This window comes from Streptomonospora alba (assembly GCF_000826685.1).
Taxonomy (GTDB): domain Bacteria; phylum Actinomycetota; class Actinomycetes; order Streptosporangiales; family Streptosporangiaceae; genus Streptomonospora; species Streptomonospora alba.
Window position 1 is genome coordinate 1 of sequence record NZ_JROO01000048.1, and the last position, 22,142, is coordinate 22,142.

The 22,142-nt window shown below is 71.8% G+C and carries 19 protein-coding genes; 8 read left to right on the forward strand and 11 right to left on the reverse strand.

Annotated features, from left to right (window positions below; all coding sequences use genetic code 11):
• Nucleotides 1-23: 23 nt before the first annotated feature.
• The 7 genes from LP52_RS22770 to fbaA form a co-directional block, all read right to left on the reverse strand.
• Complete coding sequence (locus LP52_RS22770) at nt 24-1,274, reverse strand: transcriptional regulator (protein WP_052810172.1); 1,251 nt, start codon at nt 1,272-1,274, stop codon at nt 24-26.
• Nucleotides 1,275-1,539: 265 nt separating this feature from the next.
• Nucleotides 1,540-2,841, reverse strand: a complete 1,302-nt coding sequence (gene murA, locus LP52_RS22775) for a UDP-N-acetylglucosamine 1-carboxyvinyltransferase (protein WP_040276440.1) — start codon at nt 2,839-2,841, stop codon at nt 1,540-1,542.
• 671 nt (nt 2,842-3,512) lie between these two features.
• Complete coding sequence (gene purB, locus LP52_RS22780) at nt 3,513-4,820, reverse strand: adenylosuccinate lyase (protein WP_040276441.1); 1,308 nt, start codon at nt 4,818-4,820, stop codon at nt 3,513-3,515.
• A 191-nt stretch (nt 4,821-5,011) separates the two neighbouring features.
• On the reverse strand, nt 5,012-6,265 hold the full coding sequence (gene purD / locus LP52_RS22785) for a phosphoribosylamine--glycine ligase (protein WP_040276443.1): 1,254 nt from the start codon (nt 6,263-6,265) through the stop codon (nt 5,012-5,014).
• Between the two features lie 51 nt (nt 6,266-6,316).
• Nucleotides 6,317-7,600 (reverse strand): adenylosuccinate synthase, encoded by a 1,284-nt coding sequence (locus LP52_RS22790; protein ID WP_040276444.1) that lies wholly within the window; start codon nt 7,598-7,600, stop codon nt 6,317-6,319.
• Nucleotides 7,601-7,805: 205 nt separating this feature from the next.
• On the reverse strand, nt 7,806-8,222 hold the full coding sequence (locus tag LP52_RS22795) for a DUF3151 domain-containing protein (RefSeq protein WP_040276445.1): 417 nt from the start codon (nt 8,220-8,222) through the stop codon (nt 7,806-7,808).
• 145 nt (nt 8,223-8,367) lie between these two features.
• Nucleotides 8,368-9,390 (reverse strand): class II fructose-bisphosphate aldolase, encoded by a 1,023-nt coding sequence (gene fbaA, locus LP52_RS22800; RefSeq protein WP_040276446.1) that lies wholly within the window; start codon nt 9,388-9,390, stop codon nt 8,368-8,370.
• A gap of 337 nt (nt 9,391-9,727) precedes the next feature.
• On the opposite strand from fbaA, the gene LP52_RS22805 reads away from it, so the two are divergent.
• Nucleotides 9,728-10,156, forward strand: coding sequence for a RodZ domain-containing protein (locus LP52_RS22805; protein ID WP_338011656.1), 429 nt, complete (start codon nt 9,728-9,730; stop codon nt 10,154-10,156).
• Between the two features lie 77 nt (nt 10,157-10,233).
• Here the strand turns inward: LP52_RS22805 and pyrE are convergent, their stop codons facing one another.
• Nucleotides 10,234-10,767 (reverse strand): orotate phosphoribosyltransferase, encoded by a 534-nt coding sequence (gene pyrE, locus LP52_RS22810; RefSeq protein WP_040276483.1) that lies wholly within the window; start codon nt 10,765-10,767, stop codon nt 10,234-10,236.
• A gap of 102 nt (nt 10,768-10,869) precedes the next feature.
• On the opposite strand from pyrE, the gene cutA reads away from it, so the two are divergent.
• Together cutA and LP52_RS22820 are read left to right on the forward strand one after the other, a co-directional pair.
• A complete protein-coding gene (gene cutA, locus LP52_RS22815) occupies nt 10,870-11,211 on the forward strand; it encodes a divalent-cation tolerance protein CutA (RefSeq protein ID WP_040276448.1) in 342 nt (113 codons plus the stop codon).
• 20 nt (nt 11,212-11,231) lie between these two features.
• On the forward strand, nt 11,232-11,843 hold the full coding sequence (locus LP52_RS22820; RefSeq protein ID WP_238581058.1) for a hypothetical protein: 612 nt from the start codon (nt 11,232-11,234) through the stop codon (nt 11,841-11,843).
• 370 nt (nt 11,844-12,213) lie between these two features.
• On the opposite strand, the gene LP52_RS22825 is transcribed toward LP52_RS22820, so the two are convergent.
• The gene (locus LP52_RS22825) at nt 12,214-12,963 is read right to left on the reverse strand and encodes a hypothetical protein (RefSeq protein ID WP_052810173.1); all 750 of its coding nucleotides are present in this window, start codon (nt 12,961-12,963) and stop codon (nt 12,214-12,216) included.
• Between the two features lie 245 nt (nt 12,964-13,208).
• On the opposite strand from LP52_RS22825, the gene LP52_RS22830 reads away from it, so the two are divergent.
• From LP52_RS22830 to LP52_RS22840, 3 genes are all read left to right on the forward strand, one after another.
• Nucleotides 13,209-14,831, forward strand: coding sequence for a sigma-70 family RNA polymerase sigma factor (locus LP52_RS22830; protein WP_052810174.1), 1,623 nt, complete (start codon nt 13,209-13,211; stop codon nt 14,829-14,831).
• Between the two features lie 85 nt (nt 14,832-14,916).
• Nucleotides 14,917-16,716, forward strand: coding sequence for an NYN domain-containing protein (locus LP52_RS22835; RefSeq protein ID WP_040276449.1), 1,800 nt, complete (start codon nt 14,917-14,919; stop codon nt 16,714-16,716).
• A 55-nt stretch (nt 16,717-16,771) separates the two neighbouring features.
• Nucleotides 16,772-17,356 (forward strand): hypothetical protein, encoded by a 585-nt coding sequence (locus LP52_RS22840; protein ID WP_040276450.1) that lies wholly within the window; start codon nt 16,772-16,774, stop codon nt 17,354-17,356.
• A gap of 138 nt (nt 17,357-17,494) precedes the next feature.
• Here LP52_RS22840 and LP52_RS22845 read toward each other — a convergent pair whose 3' ends face one another.
• Nucleotides 17,495-18,154: an HAD family hydrolase gene (locus tag LP52_RS22845; protein ID WP_040276451.1), complete on the reverse strand. Its 660-nt coding sequence runs from the start codon at nt 18,152-18,154 to the stop codon at nt 17,495-17,497.
• 401 nt (nt 18,155-18,555) lie between these two features.
• Between LP52_RS22845 and putP the strand changes: the two genes are divergently transcribed.
• Both putP and LP52_RS22855 read left to right on the forward strand, forming a co-directional pair.
• Nucleotides 18,556-20,100, forward strand: coding sequence for a sodium/proline symporter PutP (putP, locus tag LP52_RS22850; RefSeq protein ID WP_052810175.1), 1,545 nt, complete (start codon nt 18,556-18,558; stop codon nt 20,098-20,100).
• Between the two features lie 335 nt (nt 20,101-20,435).
• A complete protein-coding gene (locus LP52_RS22855) occupies nt 20,436-21,008 on the forward strand; it encodes a putative glycolipid-binding domain-containing protein (protein WP_040276453.1) in 573 nt (190 codons plus the stop codon).
• 73 nt (nt 21,009-21,081) lie between these two features.
• Here LP52_RS22855 and LP52_RS22860 read toward each other — a convergent pair whose 3' ends face one another.
• Nucleotides 21,082-22,047: a nucleoside hydrolase gene (locus tag LP52_RS22860; RefSeq protein ID WP_040276454.1), complete on the reverse strand. Its 966-nt coding sequence runs from the start codon at nt 22,045-22,047 to the stop codon at nt 21,082-21,084.
• Nucleotides 22,048-22,142: the final 95 nt, after the last annotated feature.

Here is a 22,142-nt window from a genome sequence, read left to right on the forward strand (position 1 = left end):
CCGGCCCCTACGCGTACACGTCGCTACTTGCTCGCCTTGTCCTTGTCCAGCTTCTCCAGGATCAGCCGGTAGAGCTGGCGCGGCCGCCCCGGCTGCAGGGTGCGGTTGGGCGGCAGCGGCCAGGCCAGGCCTTCCTCGACCAGTGTGCGCAGCAGCCGCCGGGCCGTGCGCGGGGTGACACCCAGCATCCGCCCGGCGTTCTCCGCGTCGACCACCAGCGGGCCGTCCTCCTCGGCGATCTTCTCCGAGAGGCGCAGCAGGGTCTCGCGGCCCTTGGTGCGCAGAGGTTCGGCCGCCTGGCGCTGAGGTGCGCGCTGTGCGGGCACCAGCGACCGCCCTTCCCGGTCGACCGCGAAGCTCTGCCGGGTAGCCTGTGCGCGGCTCAGCGCCGCGCGCGCGTGGGCCTCGGCGTCCTGGGTCGTGCGGCCCATGCCGATGCCGACCTCGATCGCGATGCCCAGTTCGGCCTTGATCCGCTCGACGAACGGGGGCTGGCGGAACCCCTCGGTCGCGCTGACGAGCGACCCGCGGGTGGCGGTGACCATGAAGGTGTGGTCGTCGACCGGGTGCGCCGTGGCGTTGATCCGGTGCGCTTCCTGCAGCAGCAGGCGCTGGAGCGACAGCCGCAGCTCGTCGCGCCAGTAGCGGGGAGTCGAGCGTCGCGAGGAGTCGCGCAGAGTGGGGACGTCGACGATGACCACGCCCAGCTGCGCCTCTTCCAGCCGGTGGTGGGCGCCCAGGAGGCCGGCGGTCTGCAGCGCGCTGCGGACCCCGGCGTTGGTGGGGCGGAGCCGCATCGCGGGCACGCCCATCGACTCCAGCCGCTCGGCGACTCCGCGCACGCACGTGATCGCCATCCGGGTGGACTTGCGTCGCCACAGGCCCTCGTGGAACGAGGTCAGCTGGGCGATGCTGGTGAGTTCCTCGTGCACGTGGATGCCGTCGACGGGCAGGTCGACCTCGGAATAGGCTTCGACGACGTCGGTGCGGCTGAGGACGTCGAGGCTGGCCCGGGTGGGATCGAGCCGCTCGTCCAAGGTCGCCCGCAGCAGGGCCTCGTGAAGGCTGGCTCCGCCCAGAGGCACGTAGGTGGCGGGCATGGTCAGCACGCCGGCCTTCCGTGCGAACTCATAAGGGACGGGGCTGGCGAACAGATATGCGTCGATCGCCGAACCCAGGCGCAGCACCTTGTCGGTCGCCTCTTGCTCATCTCGATACGCGGCGGCGATCAGTCTGGCGTTGAGCGGTCCCGTAGACCCCGGTCCCATGAGCATGACGCGCTCGACGACTTCATGCGGACCGATGACACCAATCGTCAGATCGCCAGTTCGCTGCGCACTCACCTCGGGCTGCTCCCCGCTACCATTCCACGCTCTTCACTATGTGCGCCCACTGGTTTCCCGAACCTGTTCCCTGTCACGGCATGGTTGCCGAGATCGTACCCATTGTGCGGGGCGAATGAAGATCGTTTCACACAGAACGCCGAAAGCCCGGGTGGGAGGCACTCCTCCCACCCCGGCTGATCTGCGGTTTCAGTGTTTATTCGGCGCCTTCGCGCTGGACGTCGGCGCCCAGAGCGGCGAGGCGCTTGGCGAACTGAGCGTGGCCGCGATCGACCAGGTAGCCGGGTGCGATCACAGTCTCCCCCTCGGCGACCAGTCCGGCAAGCACCAGTGCGGCGCCGGTGCGCAGGTCGTGGGCGACGACGGGGGTGCCGCGCAGTGCCGTGTGGCCGTGGACGATGGCGCGGGTTCCGTCGACCTCGATCTTCGCCCCCATCTTGGTCAGCTCGTCGGCCAGCGCGAACCGGCCGTCGTAGATGGCCTCGTGCAGGTAGCTCTCGCCCTCGGCCATGGTGGCCAGCGCCATCAGCGGCGACTGCAGGTCGGTGGCGAAGCCGGGGTAGGGAGAGGTGACGGCGTTGATGGGACGCAGCGGGGAGCCGGCGTCGCGGCGTACGTGCAGTACCGCGCCCTGCTGGGAGAACTCCACACCCATCTGCTCCAGCTTCCAGCGGGCGACGCCCAGGTGCTCCAGGTGGGCGCCGACGAGGCTGACCTCGCCGCCGGTGGCTGCGGCCATCATCGCGAAGACGCCGGCGTCGATGCGGTCGGACATGATGGTGTGCTCGACCGCGGTGAGTTCGTCGACCCCCTCGACGGTGATGAAGCCGGTGCCGCCGCCGCTGATCTTGGCGCCCATGCGCGACAGGAACTCGATGACGTCGAGGACCTCGGGCTCCAGGGCCGCGTGCTCGATGACCGTGGTGCCCTTGGTCAGCACGGCGGCCATGATGAGGTTCTCGGTGCCGGTGTGGGAGGGGGTGTCCAGGTAGAGGTGGCCCCCGCGCAGGTTGCCTGCGTCGACGTTGATGTGATTGCGCTCGTTGTCCTCGGTGACCTCGGCGCCCAGGCGGGCGAAGCCCCGGTAGTGGAAGTCGAGTTTGCGGCTGCCGAGGTTGCAGCCGCCCACGCCCTCGATCCTGGCGCGGCCCATGCGGTGCATCAGCGCGGGGACGAACAGCACCGACCCCCGGAACCGGGAGGCGATGTCGGCAGGCAGGACGGCGCGCTCGGGGTCGTTGAGCTGGGAGGCGTCGATCACCACCGTGCGCTCGGCCTCGTGGAATTCCACCTTGGCCCCGATGTGCTCGGCGAGCTCCAGTGCGCGGTGGACGTCCTCGATCATCGGGACGTTGCGAAGTACCGTGCGTCCCTTGGCCGCGAGCAGGGCGGCGCCGATCATCGGCAGCACGGCGTTCTTCGCGCCCTGGATGAACGCCGTTCCGTTAAGGGGACGGCCGCCGCGGACGCGGTAACGAACCTCCTGGCCCATGCTCATGTGCTCCTTCGTGAGGCGATGTAGGTATAGGGGTCGTTCTCGTCGGATGGGTGCGCTCTCAGACGCGGATCGCAGGCGGAGCGTTCCGACGAGGCGGGCTCAACCTGGTAGCCATCGCAGGGTGTCCGGGCTCGGGGTCATGGCGCTGACTGGCACTACCGGTCGTGTGCCCGCAGAAGCGATCGTCATGCCGATTGCGGCCAGTCGGGCGGAGTCCCGGGATCGGTGCGCCGGTTCCGGAGATGGCGGGTTGTTGGGGCGCCCTTTGCGCTGTGCTGGGCTTCCCGGCGTCCGGGCAAAGGACGGATACCACTGTATGTCCTGCGTGTTGCGTTCGCTGACACCGTGGCCGGGATCACCGGCGCGCCGACGGTGCGAAAGCGCCCGGTGCGGCGCCCGCAATCCGGTGACCGGCGCTTTCGTGCAGCCGGAACGCCTGTAGGCGGGCAGATTCGTCGGCGACTGTGGGGCTTGCCGCACCGCTGCGGCGGGCGCCGGCGGCGCCGGGCCGGGTCGGGCGACGGTCAAGCGCCGTCCAAGGTTGCACACGGGGCCGCTGAGCCCCGGTCCGACCGGGCGCACGCGCAACGGCACGCGCAGGCGCACACACGCCTGCACGCACGCCTGCACGTGCGCACGCGCAGCCCGCCGCCAACGGGCTCACGCCGAGGTCAGCTCAGCTTGGCGAGGCGGTCGAAGAGCCCGTCCAGGTGCCGCACGAACCGCTCGGGCCGGCAGACCTCGTCCAGCCGCTCCTCGTCCAGGGCGACGCCGCGCTGGGCGGCCTCCTCGCGCAGCGTCTCGCGGAACGACGTGCCCGCCTCCCACGTGCGCATGGCGGCGGCTTGCACGAGCGCGTAGACGTCCTCACGCGAGGCGCCGGTATCGATCAGCTCCGAGACCACGGTGGAGGAGTAGATCAGCCCGTGAGTGGAGTCGAGATTGGCGCGCATCCGGTCGGTGTCCACGACCAGGCCGCTGACCAGACGTGTGGTCAGGTGCAGCAGGTAGTCGGTGGCGATCGCGGCGTCCGGCAGCGAGATCCGCTCGGTGGAGGAGTGGGAGATGTCCCGCTCGTGCCACAGCGGGATGCCCTCCATCACCGGCACGACCTGGGCGCGCACGTTGCGGGCCATGCCGCAGATCCGCTCGGAGAGGATCGGGTTCTTCTTGTGCGGCATGGCGCTGGAGCCCTTCTGGCCCTTGCCGAAGGGCTCCCACAGCTCGCGCACCTCCGTGCGCTGGCCGTGGCGCACCTCCAGCGCGATCGCCTCGCACACGGTGGCCGTGATGGCCAGGCACGAGACCCATTCGGAGATGCCGTCGCGCAGCACCACCTGCGTCGACACGTCGGCGGTGCGCAGTCCCATGCGCTCGGCGACGTAGGACTCCACGCTCGGGTCGATGTTGGAGTAGGTGCCCACAGGGCCGGAAACGGCCATCACGCCCACCGCTTCGCGGGCGCGGCGCAGCCGGTCGCGGGAGCGGGCCAGGCCGAAGGCGAAGTCGGCGACCCGGTGGCCCCACACGTCGGGCTCGCCGTGGATGCCGTGCGTACGGCCCACGCGCAGGGTGGCCCTGTGCTCCAGCGCGTGGTCGCGCAGCGCCGCCACCAGCGTGTCGGCTTTGTCCAGCAGGATGTCGGTGGCCTCGACCAGCTGTGCGGCAAGCGCGGTGTCCAGCAGGTCCGAGGAGGTCATCCCGAAGTGCACCCAGGCCGCGGCCTCGCGCGGCTCGGTGTTGTCGGCCCAGGCGGTCAGGAACGCGATGACGTCGTGCTGGGTCACCGCCTCGATCTCGGCGACCCGCTCCGCGGTGGGCGGCGGCGCGTCGCGTACCGGTTCCACCACCTCGGCGGGCACGGTCCCGTCGGCCGCGTGGGCCTCCAGCACCAGGGTCTCGACCTGGCACCAGAGTTCGTATTTGTGGGCGTCGGAGAAGACCCGCCCCATCTGCGGAAGGGTATAGCGCTCGATCACCCGCTCATTTTCGCAGGCGCTGCGGGCACACGTGCCATGGCACGGGCGTGCAGGGGGTGGGAGGGGATCCATCGCACGGGCGTGCAGGGGGGTGGGCTGCGCCCCCTTGCCGCAACCTCTGCGGTGGCCGGTTCCACGGGTTCCCGGGGGTCCACGCCCCCCGGGAACGCCCGAGATCTCCTGAACAGGACCTACCCGGCGTCGCCCGCCGCGCGCTCGGCGATGTCGGTGCGGTAGAACGAGCCGCGCAGCTCGATGCGCTCGGCCGCCTGGTAGGCGCGTTCGCGGGCCCGCGCGAGGGTGTCGCCGGTGCCCACCACGTTGAGCACGCGCCCGCCGGCGGAGGTGAGATCGCGCACTCCGCTCCAAGCGGTCCCCGCGTGCAGCACGTAGGCGCCGTCGAGGGCCGATGCCGCCTCGATGCCGGATATCGGGTCGCCCTTGGCGGGCTCGCCCGGGTAGTTCTCGGCGGCGAGCACGACGGTCACGGCCGCGCCGCCGCGCCACTCCAGCTTGGTGTTGGGGCTCAGCCCGCCGACGTCGGCGGCCTGCAGCATTCCGCCGATGGGGGTGGCCAGCCGGTCCAGCACCACCTGGCACTCCGGGTCGCCGAAGCGCGCGTTGAACTCCACCACGCGCGGGCCCTCGGATGTCAGGGCCAGGCCCACATACAGCAGGCCCTGGTAGCGCGTGCCGCGGCGCGCCATCTCGGTCAGTGTGGGGCCCACGGCGGTCTCCATGACCTCGTCGACCATGCCCTCGGGCGCCCAGGAGACCGGCGCGTAGGCGCCCATGCCGCCGGTGTTGGGTCCGAGATCGCCGTTGTAGGCGCGCTTGAAGTCCTGGGCGGGCAGCATCGGCAGCGCGTGGGCGCCGTCGCTGAGCACGAACAGCGAGACCTCGGGGCCGTCCAGGTACTCCTCGACCACGACGCGGCCGCATTCGCGCGCGTGGCGCTCGGCCTCGGCGCGGTCCTCGGTGACCACGACGCCCTTGCCCGCGGCCAGGCCGTCGTCCTTGACCACATAGGGCGGCCCGAACGCGTCGAGCGCCTCGGCGGCCTGACCGGGTGAGCGGCACAGCCGGGAGCGCGCGGTGGGCACCCCGGCGGCCTCCATGACCTCCTTGGCGAAGCCCTTGGAGCCCTCCAGCCGGGCGGCCTGCTGGTCGGGGCCGAAGACCGGGATGCCGCGATCGCGCAGGGCGTCGGCCACGCCGGCCACCAGCGGGGCCTCCGGGCCGATGACCACCAGCTCCGCACCGATCCTGGCGGCGAGTTCGGTCACCGCGAGGCCGTCGACGGGGTTGATCACGTGGTTGTCGGCGTGCTCGGAAGTGCCGGGATTTCCGGGGGCGCAGTGGAGATCGGTCACCCCGGGATCGAGTGACAGGGCGCGGACCAGGGCATGCTCGCGGCCACCGCCGCCGAGGACCAGGGCTTTCACTTCACGGACCCTTTGTTTGTCGTGGGGAGAGTAGGGGGCAGATCGCCAGGGTCAGACCAGGGAGCGCAGCTCAAGGGTCTGGTCGCGCCCCGGACCGACCCCGATCGCGGACATCGGGGCTCCGGCCATCTCCTCCAGAGTACGCACGTAGGCCTGCGCGGTCTTGGGAAGCTCCTCGAACGCCCGCGCGTGGGAGATGTCCTCGTTCCAGCCGTCAAGGTACTCGTAGACCGGGACCGCGTGGTGGAATTCCGTCTGGGTCATCGGGATCTCGTCGTAGCGGGTGCCGTTGGCCTGGTAGCCGACGCACACCGGGATGCGCTCCAAGCCCGAGAGGACGTCGAGCTTGGTCAAGAAGAAGTCGGTGATGCCGTTGATGCGCGTGGCGTAGCGGGCGATGGGCGCGTCGAACCATCCGCAGCGACGGTTGCGCCCGGTGGTCACGCCGTACTCGCCGCCCTTCTGGCGCAGCCAGTCGCCCCACTCGTCGTGCAGTTCGGTGGGGAAGGGGCCCGAGCCGACGCGGGTCGTGTAGGCCTTGATGATGCCAACGACCTTGTCGATGCGGGTGGGGCCGATGCCCGCGCCCGCGCACGCACCGCCGGAGGTCGGCGAGGAGGACGTCACGAACGGGTAGGTGCCGTGGTCGATGTCCAGCAGCGTGCCCTGGGATCCCTCGAGGTAGACGGTCTTGCCCGCATCCAGCGCCCGGTTGAGCTCCAGCGAGGTGTCGGCGACGAAGGGGCGCAGTTCCTCGGCGTACTCCATGTACTCGTCGAAGACCTGCTCCAGCTCCACGCCGCGGCGGTTGAAGACCTTGGTCAGCACCTGGTTCTTGTCGTGCAGCGCGAGTTCGAGCTTCTGGCGCAGGATCTTGGGGTCGAACATGTCCTGCACGCGGATGCCGGTGCGGGAGATCTTGTCGGCGTAGGTGGGGCCGATGCCGCGCCCGGTGGTGCCGATTCGGCCTTTGCCCAGGAAGCGCTCGGTCACCTTGTCCAGGGCCCGGTGGTAGGGCATGATCATGTGCGCGTTGGCCGAGATCAGCAGCCGCTCGGTGCTCACACCGCGCTCACGCAGGCCGCGCAGCTCCTCGAACAGCACCGCCGGATCGATCACCACGCCGTTGGCGATGACCGGCACGACGTCGGGGGAGAGGATGCCCGCCGGCAGCAGGTGCAGGGCGTACTTCTGGTCGCCGATGACCACGGTGTGCCCGGCGTTGTTGCCCCCCTGGTAGCGGACCACGTAGTCGACCCGATTCCCGACCAGGTCGGTGGCCTTCCCCTTGCCCTCGTCTCCCCACTGGGCTCCAACGAGTGTGATCGCCGGCATCCGGGTCTACCTCTTCATTCGTCCGACCGGGTGTAGATGATCGCGGTGCACCGCACATGAGCAAGCCCCTGGCGCAAGCAAGCGACAGGGGCCCTTGCGTATTGAGCGTACACGACCCGCACGGGACCGTTAAGGGAGCAGGGCCCGCGCAGGGCGGCTGAGCTGCGGTCCCGGTCTTTCCCGGGCCCGCCGCCCTTTCAGCGGCTCAGACCCCCAGCTCCTGGGCCGCAGTCGGGCTGCTGTCGCGCAGGAAGGTCGAGCAGCGCTCGGCCTCGTCGGACTCCCCGATCGCGTCGGCCGCGGCGGCAAGCATGGCAAGCGAGCGCAGGAAGCCGCGGTTGGGCTCGTGCTCCCACGGGACGGGGCCGTGGCCCTTCCAACCGGCGCGCCGGAGCTGGTCCAGGCTGCGGTGGTAGCCGGTGCGCGCGTAGGCGTAGGCGGCCACGTCCTCACCGGCCTCGAAGGCGCGCTCGGCCAGGGCGGCCCACGCAGCCGAGTAGGCCGGGAAGCGCGCGGCGACGTCGGTCGGGTCGGTGCCCTCGGCCAGCGCCTCGGCGGCCTCGGGCTCGTCGGGAAGGTGAGTGGCGGGCGGCTCGCCGAGCAGGTTCTGTTGCAGGTCCATGCCCCCCATCCTGCCAGCGCTCGAAAGCTGCGCCGGCGGATCAGGGGGCGTGCCCGGCCGCCCGCGTCCGCCCATGGATGTGTGGCGGCCGGGCACGCGTTGGCCCCTGATTCGTGGGGAACCAGGGACCGGTCTCTACGGGCTGCTACTTCATCTTCATACCCGCGGACTTCAGCTGCTGGCAGCCCTCGACCACGCGCGCGGCCATGCCGGCCTCGGCCGCCTTGCCGTAGGCGCGCGGGTCGTAGGCCTTCTTGTTGCCGACGTCGCCGTCGACCTTGAGGACACCGTCGTAGTTGGTGAACATGTGGTCGGCGATCGGCCGGGTGAAGGCGTACTGCGTGTCGGTGTCGATGTTCATCTTCACGACGCCGTAGTCGATGGCCGCGTGGATCTCCTCCAGTGTGGAGCCCGATCCGCCGTGGAAGACGAAGTCGAAGGGCTTCGCCTTGCCGTGCTTCTCGGCCACGGCCTCCTGGGCCTCCTTGAGGACCTCGGGGCGCAGCTTGACGTGCCCCGGCTTGTAGACGCCGTGCACGTTGCCGAAGGTCAGGGCGGTCATGTAGTAGCCCTTGTCGCCGGTGCCCAGCACCTCGGCGGTGCGCAGCGCATCGCCGGGCGTCGTGTAGAGCTTCTCGTTGATCTCGCCGACGACGCCGTCCTCTTCGCCGCCGACGACACCGACCTCGATCTCCAGAATGGTGCGCGCGGCGTTGGAGGCGGCCAGCAGCTCTTCGGCGATCTGCAGGTTCTCCTCGAGCTCCACGGCCGAGCCGTCCCACATGTGCGACTGGAACAGCGGCTGCTGCCCTCGGGCCACGCGCTCGGAGGACTCGCGCAGCAGGGGCCGGACGAAGCCGTCGAGCTTGTCCTTGGGGCAGTGGTCGGTGTGCAGCGCGATGTTGACCGAGTACTTCTCGGCGACGATGCGGGCGTACTCGGCGAGGGCGATCGAACCGGTGACCATGTCCTTGACCGTGGCACCGGCGAGGAACTCCGCGCCGCCGGTGGAGACCTGGATGATGCCGTCGCTCTCGGCCTCCGCGAAGCCGCGCAACGCGGCGTGGAGGGTCTGGCTGGAGGTCACGTTGATTGCCGGGTAGGCGAAGCCCTGCGTCTTCGCGCGGTCCAGCATCTCCGTGTAGACCTCGGGGGTAGCGATAGGCATGGTGTTGACTCCCTGGTTGGCCTGGAGTGTCGTACGAGCGGCCCCGGCGGTCTCCGCGGAACCGCGTCTCTTGCGGAAATACCCAGTGGGTTGCCGGGGCAAGTATCGCGAAGTCAGCGGCGGAACGAAAGGTCTAGACCAAACCGGGGGCTGTGCGGCGGGTCCCGGGCGTCCGGCGAACGGGGTCATAGGCCGACATGGCGCTTCAGGGCGTTGTGTTGCGAATAATTACTGTACGTGTTTTTACCAGACCGGATGCGGCCCCTGGCCCGGTTCGTGTATATAACTGCGTTCCCACCGTCGAAAGACGACGGTGGTACACGCTACATTCAGCAGCGTGGGACGACATCGCAATGATCCGCGCGGCATAGCCCAGATGGTGGCCATCGGTGGCGTTATCGTGCTCTTCGTCACCCTGGTGATCCTCGGCGGGTTCTTCCTCTACAAGTCGCTGCCTTCGGACAACGACTCCGCCGCAGTACCCGAGAACGCAGGTACCACCGCTGATCCCCAGGGCCAGGATGTGGAGACCGGTGTGCTCTACGTCAGGGTCGTCGGGGAGTCCAGCGACGTGGTCGTGCGGGTCCCCGGCGGCGACGTCCTCGCGGACACCACCCTGAAGACCGACGAACACCTCAGCTTCGACGAGGAGCAGCCTCTGAACGTGACCATCGGAAAGCCCGGCGAAGTCGAGGTCTACGTCCACGGAGAGCGCAGGGACATCGCCGACGAGGACCCGGGCTACAGCTTCTCCGTGGAGCCCTGAGCCGACCCCTCCAGGTCCCCTCGCCCCGACCTCTTCCCCGCGCCCGGCTCCGAGGCTCCCGCAGCACCCGCAAGCCGTCAGATACGCAGTTCCTCCGGCTGGAACGCCGCCCGGTAGTCGAACCCCTCCGCCGCCACGCGCTCCCCGGCGCCGCGGTCGACGATGACCGCGACTCCGGCCACCTGGGCCCCCGCTTCGCGCAGCGCCTCCACCGCCGTGAGCACCGAACCGCCCGTCGTCGACGTGTCCTCCACCGCCAGCACGCGGCGCCCGGCCACATCCGGTCCCTCGATCCGGCGCTGCAGTCCGTGCGCCTTGCCCTCCTTGCGCACCACGAACGCGTCGAGGCGGCGCCCCTGCGCGGCGGCGGCGTGCAGCATCGCCGTGGCGACCGGGTCGGCGCCCAGAGTCAGCCCGCCCACCGCGTCGTAGTCCAGATCGGCGGTGGCCGCCAGCATCGCCCGGCCCACCAGCGGTGCGCTCGCGCCGTCGAGGGTCACCTGTCGCAGGTCGACGTAGTAGTCGGCCTCCGCGCCCGAGGAGAGGGTGACCCGGCCGTGCACCACGGCCTTATCGTTGATGTGTCGAAGGAGTTCGTCGCGGTCGCTCATGATCACCGAGCCTAGAGTGCGCGGGCCACCGCTCGCAGCGCCAGGGCAGCGGGTCGGCGTCGGCGGCGGCGATGAGGCGAGCAGCGGATCGGAGTGCCCCTGATGGCCGAGGAACGCGGCGACGCGGGCGCGAGCGTGCGCGTCGAGACGACCAGCGACACCCGCGAATCGGCGGACGATCTCGCGCGCTCGGTGGTCGACCGGAACCTGGTGGCGTGCGCCCAGGTCGAGGCGGCCATCACCAGCTACTACCGCTGGGAGGGCGAGATCTGCGCCGACCAGGAATGGCGCGTGGTGATGAAGACCCCGCGCGACCGCCTGCCCGACCTGGTCGAGCACCTGCGGTCGGTGCACCGCTACGAGGTCCCCGAGATCATCGCCGTGCCCATCGAGGGCGGCAACCCCGCCTACCTCGACTGGCTCGTCGAAGAGACCCGGCCCTGACAGCCCCGCAGGCCGGCCTGGTGCTGCTGCACAGCCCGCTGGAGGAACCCGACGCACTGCGCGGCGTGCGCGACGCGCTGCGCGGCCTGGGCGCGCACGCGGACCTGGCCGAGATCACCGACGACGACGGACCGCCCTATGCGGCGCGCTACATCGCCCGCGCCGCGCTGGAGATCCGCCGGCACGCCCCGCCCGCCCCTGTGGTGCTGGCGGCGCATGGCGAGGCCGGGCCCCTGCTGCCGCAGATCGGCGCAGCCCAGCGCGCCGCCCACCGGCCGGTGGGCGGCTACCTGTTCGTCGACGCGCTGCTGCCCCAGCCGGGCTCGCGCACCCGCGCCGAGCTGCGTACGACCCAGCTCGGCACCGAAGCTCCGGTCCCGCAGGCGCCGGGCCCGGCGCGTGAGCGCCCCGCGGCGTTCGCCACCGAGCCGCTGCCGATGGTGGCCGACTGGCCCGACGCCCCCTGCGGCTACCTGCTCACCGCAGACGGCCCGGCCGCCGGCGCGCGCCTGGCCGAGCTGCGCGGCTGGCCGGTGCTGGACCGCTCGGGCGCCGAACCGCAGGGTGCTGCGGGAGGAGCCGAACCCGAGGCCGTGGCGGCCGATCTCCTGGAGCTGCTGCGCACGCTCTGATGCGCCCGGTCGCCGACGCTCAGGGAACGCTCGGAGCGGGCCCCGAGGGGCTGCGGCGACGGCACTGCCGGAGTTCCGGTCCGTGTACGTGGTTCTGCGAACGCGAAGAGTAGCGGAGGCGCGTCCGCCTCCCCATGCGGACGCGCCTCCCGGGGCGCTGCTGCGCCCCGGCCACCGGCCGGCGGGTGCGGCCGCCCTTCTCCTCGGGGCCAGAAGGCCGCCGCCTGGCCGGTGGCTGTGCCGGAGACCGTGCTCCGGCTTCCCGGCCTGTCCGCCCGCCCCTCAACGGGCGCGTCGGCCGGGGGCCGCCGATCGGGTCCCGCCCCCTCAAGCGGGACCGCGCTGGGACCGGCGGCGCTGGGAATGGTTCTCAGAGAGGCGGCGGTCTCCCCACGTCGTCGACCAGGGCCAGCGCCTCGCCGCAGCCCGGCGGCAGCGCGAGGCTCCACACTCGTGCGCCGTGCTCGGCGAACACCTCGGAGTGCAGCCGGTGCAGCCGCTCCTTCGAACCGGCGGCGGCCGGGGTCAGCACCGCCATCCGGCTGCCGCCCAGCAGGGCCAGCGACTCCCCTTCGGTGAAGGACCGGCTCAGCTCGTGACCGAGCACGATCAGCCGCGCGGTGCGCCGCCAGGGGTCCAGCCCTTCGGGCAGCGCCACGACCACCAGCCGGTGCTCCGCCGGCCCGGCGGGGCCGCCGGCGCCCCGGTACAACTCGCTGATGCGGGTGCGCAGGTAGGCGGCCGAGGCCAGCCCGGTGAGCGGGTCCCTGCAGTCGTCACCGGAGCGGCCGCCGTCGACCCACCCGGACGCCAGCGCGGTGATCAGGTCGAACGGGGGCTGGGCGCCGCCGAGGGCGTCGAACAGGGCGGCGAGGTCGGTAAGCGTGTCGCCGATGGACATGTCGGCGCGCGCCCGGGCCTGCCCGAGCCGCTCGCAGGCGTCGGGCAGGCCCTCGCCGCGCACGATCGCCGTGCATACCGCCTCGACAGCCGGTGTCCACCAGTCGCCATGCGGCTCGCCGCGCCTCTCGCGACTGCGCCGAGCCCACAGGTCCCGCAGTCGGCGGCCCGTCGCCAGGTCGCCGTCCACGTCGCAGCCGCCGGTGTCGCGTCCCCACATCTGTGCTCTGCTCCCTCGTCCAGGTGCGCGGCGCCGCGTGCGGCGCCTTCACCCTTATTCACGGAGTTCGGTGGCGGCTATGACGCGAGTGCGGGAACATTTTTTCTACGGCGTTCTCTGCGGCCGCACTCTCCCCTCGTAATCCGGCGGAGCAGAGACCCCCTCAGCACTCGACAGCCCCGCTGTGCACCTCGGCCCCCGAGGCATCGGCCGCATAGCGGACAGCGATCCGAAAAGGGCGGCGCATGACCGAACCCCAAAGCGAAAACGCAGAGCTGCTCATCGGAGACAGCGAGTTGCTCGCGCGGGTTCGCGACGGCGACACCGGCGCTTACGAGGAGCTCTACACGCGCCACACGGGCGCGGCCCGCGGACTGGCCCGCCAGCTCGTCCGCAGCGAGAGCGAGGTCGACGACGCCGTCGCCGAGACCTTCGCGCGCGTATTGGCCGTGCTGGGGCGCGGCGGCGGACCCACCGACGGGTTCCGGCCCTATCTGCTGACGGCGCTGCGCCATGTCGTCTACGACAGGTTCCGCGGGGAGAAGCGCCAGGTCGCCACCGACGACATGGAGGTCTTCGACTCCGGCGAACCCTTCGTCGACCCGGCCGTGGCCGGATTGGAGCGCTCGCTGATCGCCCGCGCCTACCTCTCCCTGCCCGAGCGCTGGCAGGCGGTGCTGTGGTACACGGAGATCGAGGGGTACAAGCCCGCCGACGCCGCCCCCAACCTGGGGATGAACCCCAACAGCGTCGCGGCGCTGGCTTACCGGGCGCGCGAAGGGCTGCGCCAGGCCTACCTGCAGATGCACCTGGCCGGCGGCGCCGCCGAGGCCTGCCGGCCGACCGTCGGCAAGCTCGGGTCCTACGTGCGCGGCGGGCTCGCCAAGCGCGAGACCTCCTCGGTGGACCGCCACCTCGACGATTGCGGCAACTGCCGCGAGGTCTGCGCCGAGCTGGCGGACGTCAACGCCGGACTGCGCGGGATCGTGCTGCCGCTGGTGGCCGGTCCGGCCGCGGCAGGCTACCTGGCCGCGGGGGGCGGGGTCCCCGCCGGCGTCTTCGGCTGGTGGCAGCAGATGCCCGAGAACGTCCAGCAGGCGGCGGGCGGCACGGCCGTGGCGGCGACGGTCGCGGCGGTGGCGTTCGCACTGGTCAGCAACGAGGAGCCGGTGGAGAGCACCCCGTCGACCGACCCTCCGGCCGCCGCGGAGGCGCCCGCGCAGCCGGAGCCGCCCGCCCCCGAACCGCCCGCCCCCGAGCCGCCGCAGCCCGACGCCCCGCCCGCCGACGACCCGCCGTCGGCGTCGGACGACAAGGAGCCGCCTGCGCGCGAGGCGGCGAGCAGCGCGCCTCCGCCCGAGGAGGAGCCCGCCCCCGAACCGCCGCCGCAGCCCGACGCCCCGCCGGAGGCCCCGGCTCCGCAGCCCGAGGAGCCGCCGGACGCACCGGCGTCCCCCGCCCCACCGGAGCCGCCGGCCTTCAATCCGCCCGGCGCCGCTCAGCCGCCCGCCGACCCGCCGCCCTTCCAGCAGGACGGATTCGATCCGCCCGGGGTCGCCGACCCCCCTGCGAACCCGCCGCCCGCTCGACCGGGCAACGGAGGGGGCAGCGGGCCGGGGGCCCAGCCGCCGGGCCTCGCCGAGCAGGGCGCCCCCGCTCCGCCGGGTCAGGCGGACCGGGGGGCCTTCGCCCCGCCCCGCGCGCGGAGCCCTCAGGCCTTCGCGCCGGTTTCGGCCGCCGGGCCGGCCCGCATGCAGTCGGCTCGCAGTGTGCCGCTGGCCTGGACCGACGCGTGCCCGCGGGGCGACGGTGAGTGGCGGGCGGCATACAAAGCCGCGCAGACTTGGTTAGGCTGTGGCGCGGCCTAGGTATAGGCCCGGTGCCGAACGCCGGCAGGACCGGGAGCGTGGATATCGCTCCGGCAGACGAAGCAACGGGAAGGGGCGGTGTCGCGTGGATCGCTGCGCGCTATTCGTAGACGCCGGCTACCTCCTCGCCGACGGTGCGATGGCAGTGCACGGAACCCGCAACCGCGATTCCGTGTCATGGGACTACGCCGGTCTGGCTCAACTCCTCAACGAAGTTGCGCGCGACCGCACGCAGCTCCCGCTGTTGCGCTGCTACTGGTACGAGGCGACCACCGACGGCCGCCGCAGCCAGGAGCAGGACGGAATCGCGGACATTCCCGGTATCAAATTCAGGGCTGCGCGAATCCGTCCGGGCAGACGGGAGGGCGTCGAAAGCTACGTCCAGCGGGACCTGACCACCCTCGCGCGCACAGGAGTGCTGTGCGAGGCGGTCCTCGTCAGCGCCGACGAGGACATGGCACAGGTCGTGTCGGACGTGCAGGACCTGGGCGTCCGCGTCACCGCCGTGCACATCTCGGTCGAGGGGAACTGGACGATCTCGCGGGCGCTGCGCCGCGAGTGCGACGACCTGATCGAGATCGGCGCCGGCCACCTGCGCCCGCACGTCACACCGCTGACGGGCGTGGGTGAGGAGGACCCGGCCGAGACGACCGCGCCGCTGAGCAACGGGCGTTCGCAGAGCCCGCCGGAGATGCCGCGCCGGCCCGTGGCCTCCAACCCGCAGCCGGGCCGCGTCGAGCCGGCGGCGGCCAACTCGGGCGGCTACGAGCCCGCCTTCGCCGGAACCGGCGGGCAGCCGGCGATGTCGGGCAGTGCGATGGACCAGCTGCGCGCGATGCAGCAGACCCTCGCCGAGCAGCGCGGCGGCGACCACCTCGCCCCGCAGGGCGGCGCCGAGCCGCAGCGCAGCTCGCACTCGGGCCCCATCGACGCCAACGGCTTCCCCTCGGGCGGCCAGACGCCGCCGCACGTCGGCGGTACCGGTGCGCACGCCGGGATGTCCGGTGCCCAGCCGCCGGGCGCCGAGTCCGGCTACCAGATGCCGCCCAGCACCGGCGGCCACCCGGGCATGCGGGGCGTGCAGGACCCCTACGGCGTGCAGGACCCCTACGGGCAGCCGCCGCAGGCCCGCCAGGCGCCGCCGCAGCACCAGCCGGGACCGCCGACCGGCGGCCATCCCGCCCCGGGCCACCCCGCTCAGAACAACCCGAACGGCGGGTATCCCCACCAGGGCCCACCTGCGCCGGGCCACCCCAGCGGGGGCTACCCCGCGCAGGGGTACCCGACCGGCGGCCATCCGGCCCACGGGCATCCCACCGGGGCGCACACCTCGATGGCCGGTCATCAGTACGAGCGCGAGAACCCGCCGCCAGCCCGGAACACGCCACCTCCCGGACCGGACCCCCGATACGGGCACACCGGCGAAAACCCGGGGTACGGAGGTAACAGCGGCCCAAACCCTACGGTTGGGGCCAGTACGGAGACTGACTCCCGTTTCGGGAGTCCCGGCGGAACCCGGTCCGGTTCCGCCGGGGGTACTGGCCCCCAGCCCGACCACCGCATCCAGCACGGCCCCTCAACCGACCCCACCCCCAGCCTGGGGCCGCCCCCCGCCTCCGGCGGGAGGGCGCCCGCGAACACGATCGAGGACGCGGTGAATGTCGCGCACCGTGAGGGGAACGACTTCGCCGAGTCGATCGCCCGCGATGCCCCCGCGCTGTGGATGGAGGCGGTTCTGGTGCGCCGCCCGCGTATGCCTTCCGACCTGGAGGCGCGCCTGCTGCAGGGATCCGCGCTACCGATCGACTTCCTGCTCCGCGACGAGGTCCGCGACGCTTTGCGGCAGGGGTTCTGGGGCGCGCTGGAGCGCGCGGCCAGAGGATGAGCGCCGAGGGCGCGCACCGCGGATCGACGATGTTGGGGAGCGAGGGAGGGTGGCAGTGACCCGCGTGACGACGGCCGATCTCGACAGGCTCGAATTCCGTGCCGTCCAGTCCGGCGACCATGTCGACGTCGCCCTGGAGCTTCTCGGCCTGGCCAACAGCGTCGACGCCGACAGCGAGATCTCGCGTGCGGAGATCTTCGTGCGTGCCGGCGAGCAGTGGGAGATGGCCCAGGAGTTCGAGCGCGCCTCGGCCGCCTACCAGCGCGCCATCGACGACGGCGGCACCACCATCATCGACGCCCGCGCCCTGCAGGCCGGCGCACTTCTGGAGCTCGACATGGTCGACTCCGCCTACGCCCAACTGGAGCGGTTGCACGCCGAGGGGCCGCGCAACCTGCCGACGTTCATCCACATCGCCGAGACCCTCCAGGCCCACGGCGACCTCACCGGTGCCCACACCTGGGCCACCCAGGGAATCGAGCGCTTCCGCCACCAGGGTGTCACGGCCTACGTCCACGACCTCCTGCTGGAGCTGCTGCGTGCCAGGTTCCGCATCCGTGTGGACCTGGGGCTGGACGAGGACGCATTCGACCGCCTGCTCGACGAGTGGAAACCCTCCAGCCACCCCGACAGCCCCTGACGCCGCCCACCCGCCGCCGCGGGCCCCGCGCCCTCCGGCCGGCGGCGGTGCGTGCGCCCAGGGCGGCAGGCAAGCCGGGGTGAACGGCGCGTCGGCCTTCCGACGACTGTTGGGGGCGGACGTCGCGCGCCCACCCGATCAGGCCGCCGCTACCGACTCCCGGGCGCGGGCGTAGGCCTCCAGCAGGCTGGTGCCGCTGTATTCGGCACGGGCGATCCCGGCGAGGTGCCGGTCGGCGTTGACGGCGACACTGTGGGCGACGTGGCCGAAGAGCGGGGCGTCGGACCGGGAGTCGCCGTAGGCCACACACCGCTGCAGCGGGATGCCGGCCGCCTCCCGGCTCTCCTCGACGATGCGCACCTTGTCCTGGGGCACGAGAATCGCTTCGGGGTCCAGCGGGCGGGCGAAGGGCAGGGGCGGGAACCGGGAGGCCGCGACGTCGTCGAAGCCGAAGTCGAGCAGCCTGCGGGCGAAGAAGTCCGGGGACATCGTGACGACGATCGAGCGCTCGCCGCGCTCCCGGATGTCGGCGCACACCTCGGCGATGCCGTCGAGGAAGGGGGCGCCCGAGAACGCCAGGTCGACGTGCTCCTCGGTGAGGACGTGCTCCTCGGTGAGGTCGGACCACATGGCGTGCAGGGTCGCCGCGAACGCCTTGGTGTCGATCTCCCCGGCGCTGAACGCGCGCTCCAGGTCCAGCAGTTCGGTCTCGGTCCCGCAGGCGCGCGCGACCTCTACGGCTGCGCTGGTGCCGTGGATGAGGGTGCCGTCCATGTCGAAGACGTGCAGGAGAGTCATGGCGCCCGTCCTACCATCCGGTCGTGGACGGTGTCGCACGGTTTTCGCGCCCCGGAGCCGGGGCGGATCACCGGCGTCGACTCCGGGGCGTGCCGCCGCACCGCCCGGTCCCGCCGATGGCGGTTCCGGTCGGTCGAAAGCCTGGTCACGGGGGTCGCTGCGCTCGTCACCGCACGCCATGTCCGCTTTGTTCTGGTCTGGGATGATGTCTGTGCGATCCGACAATCGCGGTGGTCTCCCGTGCGGCGATCGGACAAGTGTGCCCGGCGAACAACTCGACGAGGTATCGAAGGCGGCTCTAGTTCACTGCGGACATTGCCCCGGGGCTGGACCGGCCGCGAGTATCCATTCATCGCCCGTAGACCGGCCAGCGCAGAAAGGGGAGCCGATTGGATACGTCGATGCTGGCGTCGATCGCCACATTCGCCGCGTACTTCGTCGTCATGATCGCCATCGGTATCGGGGTGTACAACCGGACGAGGTCGCAGGCCGACTTCGTGCTCGGCGGCCGGAGGCTCAACAGCTGGGTCGCCGGGCTGAGCGCCAACGCGAGCGACTTCAGCGCGTGGCTCCTGCTGGGTCTTCCCGGCGCCATCTACCTCTCCGGGCTGGGTGAGGCCTGGATCGCCGTGGGGCTGGGTATCGGCTTCGCCGCGAGCTGGTGGCTGATCGCCGGCCGGCTGCGCGTCTACACCGAGCGCGTCACCGACGCCCGCGGCGGCGGCGACTCCGACTCGCTGACGCTGTCGTCCTACCTGGAGAACCGCTTCGCCGACCGCAGCGGCGCGCTGCGCCTGGTGTCGGCGGTGCTGATCCTGGTGTTCTACCTCTTCTACGTGGCCTCCGGGCTCGTGGCCATGGGCGGCCTGTTCAACCAGGTCTTCGGCATGCCCAGCAGCGCCGCGATCATCGTCGGCGTCTCGATCGTCGTGCTCTACACCTTCCTCGGCGGATTCCTCGCGGTGAGCCTCACCGACGTGCTCCAGGCCGTGATGATGTGGATCGCGCTGCTCATCGTCCCCATCGTGGGCATCATCGCGGTCACCGCCGACGCCGACCGCGAGGTCGGCGACTTCGCCGACGTGCTCGGCGGCGTCGAGGGCAGCCTGGGCGACGCGCTGGCGCCCATGGTGATCATCTCCGGTCTGGCGTGGGGCGTGGGCTACCTCGGCCAGCCGCACATCCTCGCCCGGTTCATGGGCATCCGCTCGGCCACCGACGTCCGCAAGGCCGGCGCCATCAGCGTCACCTGGGCGATCACCGCGATGGTCATGGCGGTGATCCTCGGCTTCACCGGCGCCGTGTACTTCCAGGACCCCCTGGGCGACCCCGAGCAGGTCTTCGCCCAGCTGATCCAGGCACTGCTCAGCCCGTGGGTCGCCGGTCTGCTGCTCGCGGCGATCCTCGCCGCGGTCATGAGCACCGCCGACTCCCAGCTGCTGGTGGGCGCCTCGGCCGTCACCGAGGACGGGTTCCGCCTGTTCCTGCGCGGCCGGATGTCGGCCATGGCGCTGGTCTGGACCAGCCGCGCCGCGGTCATCGTGATCGCGATCCTGGCCGCCACCATCGCGCTGTCGGGCAACAACACGATCATGGGTCTGGTCAGCTACGCCTGGGCCGGGTTCGGAGCCGGGTTCGGCCCCGTAATCCTGCTCTCGCTCTACTGGCGCAACATGAACCGCGCCGCGGCGCTGGCGGGCATGATCGGCGGCGGCGCGACCGCCATCCTGTGGGACGTGCTCGACAACGACGGCATCCGCCTCGGCCCGATCGCGGTCGACGCCCTGGAGACGGGCCTGTACGCGATGGTCCCCGCGGTGATCGTCAGCCTGATCGGCATCTTCGTCTTCCAGTACGCCGGGCGTACGACGACCGAGATGGAGGAGGACTTCGACCGCGTGGAGCGCGAGTTCCGCTCCCCGGGCGCCACCCCCGCGGGGCGCTGAGGCGCCTCACGGCGGCAGCGAACGGCGGCCGCATACGCCCGAGGGGCGTGTGCGGCCGCCGTCGTCTCGTCGGTGCGGCGCGATCGGCGGGGCGCGGCCGTACTGTTTCGGGCCGGATCTCGGGCTCTACCGATCGTCGGCGCCGCCGTCGTTTCCGCGTCCGCGTCCGGTCACCGGAAACCGCGGATTCGGCCCGGTCGTAGTGCGCGTGTCGGCATAGTCCCCGCTTGAGCGACGCGCATCCCGTGGCCGGGCGGCGGTGACCGTGCTCACCCTCGGGCCCCGACGACAGCGGGCCTCTGGCGCGTAACCGGGCGTACCGGTAGAACGGGTGCATGTCCTCCACATCCGCGGATCCGGTCGCCTGGTCGCGGGTCGACGTCTCGGCCGGGCTCGGGGTCGGCGCCGTGTTCGCCGAGCCCGGAGGGTTCCGTTTGGAGGCAGGCGAGACCGTCGCCGGAGACCAGGGCCGCTTCTCCACCCGGGTCACCGTGCACGCGGACCTGGCCTGGGTGAGCCGGACCGCGCGGGTGGAGGTGCTCTCCGCCGGAGGCGCGAGCGCCGTCGAGCTGGCACGCCTGGCCGGCGGCTGGTCGGTCGACGGGCAGCGGGTCCCCGAACTCGACGGCTGCGTGGACGTGGACGTCGCCGCCACCCCGCTGACCAACACGCTGCCGATCCGCCGGCTGGGGCTCGGCCCGGGCGAGTACCGCGACGTCTCCGCCGTGTGGATCGACGTGCCGAGTCTGCGCGTGCGGCGCTTGGGGCAGCGCTACACCCGCCTGTACCCGGCCGAGGGCCGTGAGCGCTACGAGTACCGCGACAGCGCCGACGGCGCGTTCGTGTTCTCGGTGGACCGCGACGGCCTCGTGGTGGACTACGAGGGCTTGGCCGTGCGAATGGCCTGAAGCCGCTCGAAGGTGCGGCACCCCCTGGGAGGATGTCGCCGAGCGGACCCGCACCCGTGCCGTGGAAGGGCGGCTACAGCCCCGCGATGGGCCGCTGAGGCTCCACAGGGCGGGCGAGGAGGTTCGTGAGGTAGTCCAGGAATCCGCCGGCGTCGACGTCCTCCACGACCGTGGCGTTGGGCTCCAGGCCGTGTACGCCCCACGACATCGCCGCGTACCCGCGGGTGATCTCCCCGCTGGTCTCCACGTCGACGTTGTAGCGCCCGCTGGCGCGCACGAGCTCGGGGTGCAGCAGCAGCGCCGCGGTCAGCGAGTCGGGATGGGTGGTGCCGTCGATGCCGACGCTGCGGTCGAACTCCAGGGTGGGCCCGCAGATGCGGGTGAAGAACCGCGCCAGCGGCGTGCCCAGCTCCGCGATTCCGGCGAGCGCGGCGGGGCCGAAGACCGCCCGCTCCAGAGTGAGCGGGTGCCAGGGCACCACGACGATCTCGAAGCCCGCCGCGAAGACCGCTTTGGCGGCTTCGGGGTCCACGTAGAAGTTGAACTCGGCGGCGGGGGTGATGTTGCCGCGGCCGTTGTTGGAGCCGCCCATGATGTAGAGGGTCTTGACGTTCGCGGCGAACGCGGGGTCCTTGAGGGCGGCGGAGGCGATGTTGGTCAGCGGGCCGATCGCCACGACCGAGAGTTCGCCTGCGTGCTCGGCGGCCAGGCGGACGAGCGCGTCCACGCCGTGCTCGTCCTCGGCGGCCCGGTCGGCGTCGTCCATCGACAATCCCCCGACGCCGTCGCCGTGCACGTTCTCGGCGCCGACCCGGGGCCGCATCAGTGGGCGCCGGCAGCCGGCGTGCACCGGCACCCCGCCCAGCCGCCCGGCGGCGTTGAGGGTGAGGAGGGCGTTGCGGAGTTGGCGCTCGAAGCCGACGTTGCCCGCCACCATGGTGACGGCCCGCAGGTCCGCCTCCGGGTCGAGCAGTCCTACCAGCAGGGCGACGCAGTCGTCTTGGGCGGTGTCGGTGTCGATGACGAGCGGGACGGGCACGGCGTCTCCCGGAGGTACGGAGTCTGGCGGTTCAGCGGCGACTTCCATTCTCGGGGATGGCCTCTCCGTCGCCGGATCCACTGCGCGGTACGGAA

What these genes read in the sequence shown, in the direction of transcription:
- LP52_RS22770 (WP_052810172.1), bottom strand. Translation starts at nt 1,274, where the DNA reads ATGCTCATGGGACCGGGGTCTACGGGACCGCTCAACGCCAGACTGATC.
- murA (WP_040276440.1), bottom strand. Translation starts at nt 2,841, where the DNA reads ATGAGCATGGGCCAGGAGGTTCGTTACCGCGTCCGCGGCGGCCGTCCC.
- LP52_RS22790 (WP_040276444.1), bottom strand. Translation starts at nt 7,600, where the DNA reads ATGCCGGCGATCACACTCGTTGGAGCCCAGTGGGGAGACGAGGGCAAG.
- LP52_RS22795 (WP_040276445.1), bottom strand. Translation starts at nt 8,222, where the DNA reads ATGGACCTGCAACAGAACCTGCTCGGCGAGCCGCCCGCCACTCACCTT.
- fbaA (WP_040276446.1), bottom strand. Translation starts at nt 9,390, where the DNA reads ATGCCTATCGCTACCCCCGAGGTCTACACGGAGATGCTGGACCGCGCG.
- pyrE (WP_040276483.1), bottom strand. Translation starts at nt 10,767, where the DNA reads ATGAGCGACCGCGACGAACTCCTTCGACACATCAACGATAAGGCCGTG.
- cutA (WP_040276448.1), top strand. Translation starts at nt 10,870, where the DNA reads ATGGCCGAGGAACGCGGCGACGCGGGCGCGAGCGTGCGCGTCGAGACG.
- LP52_RS22825 (WP_052810173.1), bottom strand. Translation starts at nt 12,963, where the DNA reads ATGTGGGGACGCGACACCGGCGGCTGCGACGTGGACGGCGACCTGGCG.
- LP52_RS22830 (WP_052810174.1), top strand. Translation starts at nt 13,209, where the DNA reads ATGACCGAACCCCAAAGCGAAAACGCAGAGCTGCTCATCGGAGACAGC.
- LP52_RS22845 (WP_040276451.1), bottom strand. Translation starts at nt 18,154, where the DNA reads ATGACTCTCCTGCACGTCTTCGACATGGACGGCACCCTCATCCACGGC.
- putP (WP_052810175.1), top strand. Translation starts at nt 18,556, where the DNA reads ATGCTGGCGTCGATCGCCACATTCGCCGCGTACTTCGTCGTCATGATC.
- LP52_RS22855 (WP_040276453.1), top strand. Translation starts at nt 20,436, where the DNA reads ATGTCCTCCACATCCGCGGATCCGGTCGCCTGGTCGCGGGTCGACGTC.